This window comes from Methanobacterium sp. BAmetb5 (genome assembly GCF_003491305.1).
Lineage (GTDB): Archaea > Methanobacteriota > Methanobacteria > Methanobacteriales > Methanobacteriaceae > Methanobacterium.
The window spans coordinates 877,501-882,500 of sequence record NZ_CP022706.1 but is presented as its reverse complement, the minus strand read 5'-3'; the positions used below and the strand labels follow the sequence as shown (position 1 = coordinate 882,500).

The window sequence follows — 5,000 nt, the reverse complement described above, 5'->3', positions numbered from 1 at the left end:
AAAGGTGGATCAGTACCCCTCACCCGTGAAGAAGTCTTAAAAGCAGTGGGAATAGCTCAAAAGAAGACAGAAGAACTTCGTGAGAATGTTTCCAAAATATTTAAATAAATCATAAAATACTAACTGTAAAACTGACCTATCTCAGTAAGTACTAGTAAGTACAGTGACTAGGTGATCAGGGTGAAATATCCTGATTCCTTTCAATTTAAAAAAAATTCAATATAAACAAATAGGTGATAATTATGGCAAGAACTAAAAAAGTAGGTATAACCGGAAAATTCGGTGCCAGGTACGGTAGGAAAGCAAAAAGAACCGTGAAATCCATCGAAGAAAACATGAAAAAAGATCACATCTGTCCTAAATGTGACCGTCCTGGAGTTAAAAGGACTGCCGCAGGCATATGGAAATGCCGCAAATGTGGAGCAGTCTTCACCGGCGGAGCATACCTGCCAAACACACCCATGGGCAGAACTGCCACCAGGAACATTAAGAGGATTGTTGGAGGTTTATAATTGTATAAATGTGATAAATGTGGCACACTGGTAGATATCAAAGGATACACAGAATCCAAATGTCCCAGTTGCCGATACCGGATACTCTTCAAGGAGATACCTCCGGTGAGAAGACAGGTTAAAGCCCGCTAATTCTTAGCGGATTTTTACCCCCTAATTCGGTTAAATTCATGTTGATTACCACTTCCCGAAAACCATCCCAGCGCACCCGAACATTCTGCCGTGGACTGGAACGAGTACTTAAAGCCCGATCTGTCAACCGGGGTAAAATGAGCCTCCGTGATGTCTTTTTAAAGGCAAAAGCAATGGAAGCGGACTGGGTACTGGTGGTAACTGAACGGGATGGCAATCCCAGTGGGATGGAGGTTTACCAAGATGGTGAACTCTTCACCAGCCTGTGGCTTACTGCTGACCTGGATGGTTCCCGTGGGAAAAAGGAGAGGGTGAAGATGAAAAAGGATAAACTTCATCTTCGCTGTGAAGTGGATGAATTAACTGATCTGGTGCATAAGATTTTTTCAATACCCCTTGAGGATCCCCGGAACCCATCTGATTCCAACCTGCTACGTATCAGTTTCAATAAACAAAAATCCCGACCTTTACTGGAGTTTTTTGATGACAATGCCCAGGTCACCGGGCCACGTATATATCTTCAGGAATGGAAACTGGCCGGTGATCAGGGATGAATCCGCTTAAAGAGGTTGAAACCCAGATAGAGATTGAATTCCCTTCTAAAATGGATGCCGAGATTGCATTAAAGGCAATTGGACCTGAAATAATGGATTCGCCATCGGAAAGGACTAGAACCGGGATTGAATGCCGTGAAAAAACAGTGAAGATAACCATCACTGCCCGGGACACACCTTCCCTCCGGGCCTCCCTGAATTCCTATCTGCGCTGGCTGATACTTTCACAGCAGATTCTGGAATTAAAACATGATATGCACAATCATTGATTATGCCCGATTCATTGAATACTGGATCCTAAATTAAAATCATTTAAATACGGATTTACTTGAATTAATGGATTATTTGAACTTGTAAGTAATTTGAGGTGAAAAATATGGAAATTCCCCAGAACATCCAACATCAACTAGCACAATTCCAGCAGATGCAGCAACAGGCCCAGGCCATAACCATGCAGAAACAGAGTGTGGACCTCCAGATAAGGGAAACTGAAAAGGCCCTGGAAGAACTGGAAAAAGTGGAAGATGATGCTGAAGTTTACAAAACCGCAGGAAATCTGCTCATCAAAATGGCCAAACCAGAGTTAACCGAAGAAATGACTGAAAAACTGGAAACCCTCAAGCTCCGGGAAAAAACCGTAGCCCGACAGGAAGAAAGGGTCATGAAACGGTTACAGGAAATGCAGGAAAACCTGCAGGAATCCATGCAGATGCAACCAGGTATGGGTAACTAATACCCCACCTACCATTTTATACATTTTTATACTACTTAATCAGTAAACGGCTAAAACCCGTAAAAAATTAGAATTAAAGGTAAACTGAGGTTACCAGTTTGAAAAAATTAACCGACCAGGAGATGGAGAACATCTCTGAAGCTGCGGCAGTGGCTGCAGAAAATTATATCTTTTCCAAGATATCCAAAAAAGAAGTCCTTGATCTGGAATTAAGAGTAGAATTCCATGAAGCCACTGAAGAAAATGGACTGGACGTGGATGTTGAGGTAGAACTATTTTTAGACGAACTCTCCACAGCCGATGATTCCCTGGCTGACGAAGCAGCTCAGGTTGCCCTGGAAGAGATTGATAGACAGGTTGAAAAGCTGTCTGAGTGATTTTATTTTTTCTATTTTTACTGCAAATAAGATTATCAAGGGAAATTGCTCCAGATAATCCCAGTTTTTGTAATGAGGGTAACATCCTTATCAAACATCATCTTCTGTCACTATTCAATTTACATCATATTTATAAGATGCTTCGATTTTATTTAAAATTAATATAATGGTGAGGGATGGGGAGGAAAAATGGAATCAAACATATCTGTTAAAGAGGTAAATAAAACCGTAATTTTACTGATTGCTACTTTGGCCACATTTTTAACACCATTTATGGGGACTTCCCTGATTATTGCCCTCCCCACAATTGCCAATGATTTAACAGTTAATGCCATTCTTTTAAGCTGGATTTCGACTGCTTATATTTTAACATCAGCCATGTTCGCCGTTCCCTTCGGTAAAATAGCTGATATCTATGGGATGAAAAAGATTTTCACCTACGGGATCGTGATCTTAACCATCTCCACGTTCCTGGCAGCCATATCTCCTTCTGCTGAATTTCTGGTGGTAACCCGGGCGGTTCAAGGTATTGCCAGTGCTATGATATTCGTTACTGGGCTGGCCATTATAACCTCAGTATTCCCTCCCCAGGAAAGAGGCAAAGCCATAGGAATAAATATCACCGCTGCCTATGTGGGCCTGGTCATGGGACCTGTCCTGGGAGGTTTTTTAACACAGTATCTGGGTTGGAGAAGTGTTTTTTATTTTATTGTACCCCTCTGTCTGATGGTGTTGGTTCTGGTGATTTGGAAAATGAAAGGGGAATGGGGAGAATGCAAAGGGGAGAAATTAGATAACTGGGGAACTTTACTTTACATTCTCATGCTGGCCTTGGTGCTAATAGGATTTTCCACCATCACCGAAACTTTGGGAATGGTAATGGTCATTTTGGGAATTATAGGATTCATTGGTTTTGTTTTATGGGAGTTAAGGGTTGAAAACCCCGTTTTAGAGGTGAAATTATTCTTTAAAAATAGAAGGTTTGCCTTCTCTAATTTAGCAACGCTAATCAGTTATATAAGTACATTTGCCGTGAGTTTCCTGCTTAGTTTATATTTACAGTACATAAAAGGATTTGATCCCAGAATAACCGGATTAATTCTGGTTGTTCAAACGGTTATCATGGTTGTCATGTCCCCGGTAGCAGGGAAACTTTCGGATAGGTTTGACCCTGGAAAATTAGCTTCACTGGGAATGGCCATTATCACCATTGGACTGTTAATCCTTTCGTTCATAAGCGATGCAACCAGTCTGTACGTTATAATTTTAGCTTTAGCTATTATCGGGCTGGGTATAGGAATATTTTCAGCACCCAATACCAATGCCATCATGGGATCTGTAGAAAGGAGATATTTTGGAGTGTCTTCGGCAATCCTAAGCACAATGAGACTTTTAGGCCAAACCTTTGGTATGGGATTAATTTTAGTGATATTTGCCGTTTATATTGGGGCGGTTCAGTTCACTCCTCAAAATTATCCCGACCTATTAACCAGTATTAGGGTAACCTTCATTATTTCCGTAATTTTAAGTGTAATAGCTGTCTTTGCATCTCTGGCCCGAAACAGAAAATGATGAAATTATTTTTTCCTAAATTTTGTCATGTTAAAAGAAATATTAATGTTACGGGATGCATTAACTAATCATAAATAACTCCATCTTTATAAAGGATGGACGTGTTGGGGGCAAGATTGTGAAAAAAACCACTCGCACTAGACAAAAATCTGGACAGGGCCTGGAAAAGAAGGAAGGGGAAAATGCAGTCCTGGCGAAGATAGCGGCGATGCCGGGACCTTATCATGCCATGGGGGAGCGACTCCATGCCCTCATCAAAGCCAGCGCACCAGTCCTCACACCGAAAACATGGTACGGGATGCCGGCATATGCCAAGGACGGCAAGGTCATCTGCTTCTTCCGTGGTGACAAAAACGAGAGGTACTTGACACTGGGCTTTTCCGAGGACGCTAACCTCGACGAAGATAACATGTGGCCGACTTCCTATGCTTTGAAGAAGTTAACTGCCACCGAAGAGGAAAGAATCGCGGAACTCGTGAAGAAGGCTGTGAGTTAAGATGATTTCATGATTGAGTTGAGTTCATTCGAGTAGTGTATGGTCCTTATTTGGTACCGCAGTAAACTCTTTAATTCAACCCTGATTTTTCTTTTAAGAATAATTAGGCTGATATTGTGGGATAATTACCCAATAAATTCTATTTAACTAAATTGTTTGATTTTCTATTTGGGGTATATTATTTATTTAGGCATCAGTATGATAGAAAAGTATATAAGCATATACTTATATAACATGTGTTATGCTTAGGATTAATTCCAAGTCAACATTGGAGTCTACTGAAGAACTGGAGGAAGTGCTTAAAGCCCTGGCCAATGTCAATCGGTTGCTTCTGATTTATTATCTCGCCTCGGGTGAGGTGGATAAAATCAGTGTAACGCAAATGTCGCAGAACATGGGCATAACACAACCCGCAGCATCGCAGCATCTGAAAATCCTGAAAAACGCTAACATACTAATTGCCCACAAAGAGGGAAACTACATCTACTACCGATTCAATCGACCCTCCATGGAAAAACACCAGAAAAGAATTGATTTTTTATTTACTTGTGCCTTTGCCAAGTGTAGTCAGCAGGAACAGTCCCGCTGTCCACATTCACCAAAAAAGGAAGAATAACGGCCAAC

General features: G+C 41.2%; 10 protein-coding genes (1 of these 10 running past the window's edge). All 10 read left to right on the top strand.

What is annotated here, in order from left to right; genetic code table 11:
• On the top strand, positions 1–108 hold the 3' portion of the coding sequence (gene rrp42 / locus CIT02_RS04250; protein ID WP_292614331.1) for an exosome complex protein Rrp42. It extends 699 nt beyond the left edge of the window; 108 of the gene's 807 nt are visible here — the last part of the coding sequence; the start codon falls outside the window, past its left edge; its stop codon occupies positions 106–108.
• Positions 109–242: 134 nt separating this feature from the next.
• Positions 243–512, top strand: coding sequence for a 50S ribosomal protein L37Ae (gene rpl37A, locus CIT02_RS04245; protein ID WP_048073678.1), 270 nt, complete (start codon positions 243–245; stop codon positions 510–512).
• Positions 513–644, top strand: coding sequence for a DNA-directed RNA polymerase subunit P (locus CIT02_RS04240; RefSeq protein WP_048073677.1), 132 nt, complete (start codon positions 513–515; stop codon positions 642–644).
• A gap of 38 nt (positions 645–682) precedes the next feature.
• On the top strand, positions 683–1,198 hold the full coding sequence (locus CIT02_RS04235; RefSeq protein WP_292614328.1) for a Brix domain-containing protein: 516 nt from the start codon (positions 683–685) through the stop codon (positions 1,196–1,198).
• Positions 1,195–1,467 (top strand): KEOPS complex subunit Pcc1, encoded by a 273-nt coding sequence (locus CIT02_RS04230; protein ID WP_292614327.1) that lies wholly within the window; start codon positions 1,195–1,197, stop codon positions 1,465–1,467. Before CIT02_RS04235 ends, CIT02_RS04230 begins: the two co-directional genes overlap by 4 nt.
• A 107-nt stretch (positions 1,468–1,574) precedes the next feature.
• Positions 1,575–1,931, top strand: a complete 357-nt coding sequence (locus tag CIT02_RS04225; protein WP_048073674.1) for a prefoldin subunit beta — start codon at positions 1,575–1,577, stop codon at positions 1,929–1,931.
• A gap of 98 nt (positions 1,932–2,029) precedes the next feature.
• Complete coding sequence (locus CIT02_RS04220) at positions 2,030–2,308, top strand: DUF3194 domain-containing protein (RefSeq protein WP_292614322.1); 279 nt, start codon at positions 2,030–2,032, stop codon at positions 2,306–2,308.
• Between the two features lie 189 nt (positions 2,309–2,497).
• Positions 2,498–3,880 (top strand): MFS transporter, encoded by a 1,383-nt coding sequence (locus tag CIT02_RS04215; RefSeq protein WP_292614320.1) that lies wholly within the window; start codon positions 2,498–2,500, stop codon positions 3,878–3,880.
• A gap of 118 nt (positions 3,881–3,998) precedes the next feature.
• A complete protein-coding gene (locus CIT02_RS04210) occupies positions 3,999–4,376 on the top strand; it encodes an iron chaperone (protein ID WP_292614318.1) in 378 nt (125 codons plus the stop codon).
• Between the two features lie 241 nt (positions 4,377–4,617).
• Positions 4,618–4,992, top strand: a complete 375-nt coding sequence (locus CIT02_RS04205; protein ID WP_292614315.1) for a helix-turn-helix transcriptional regulator — start codon at positions 4,618–4,620, stop codon at positions 4,990–4,992.
• Positions 4,993–5,000 lie beyond the last annotated feature (8 nt).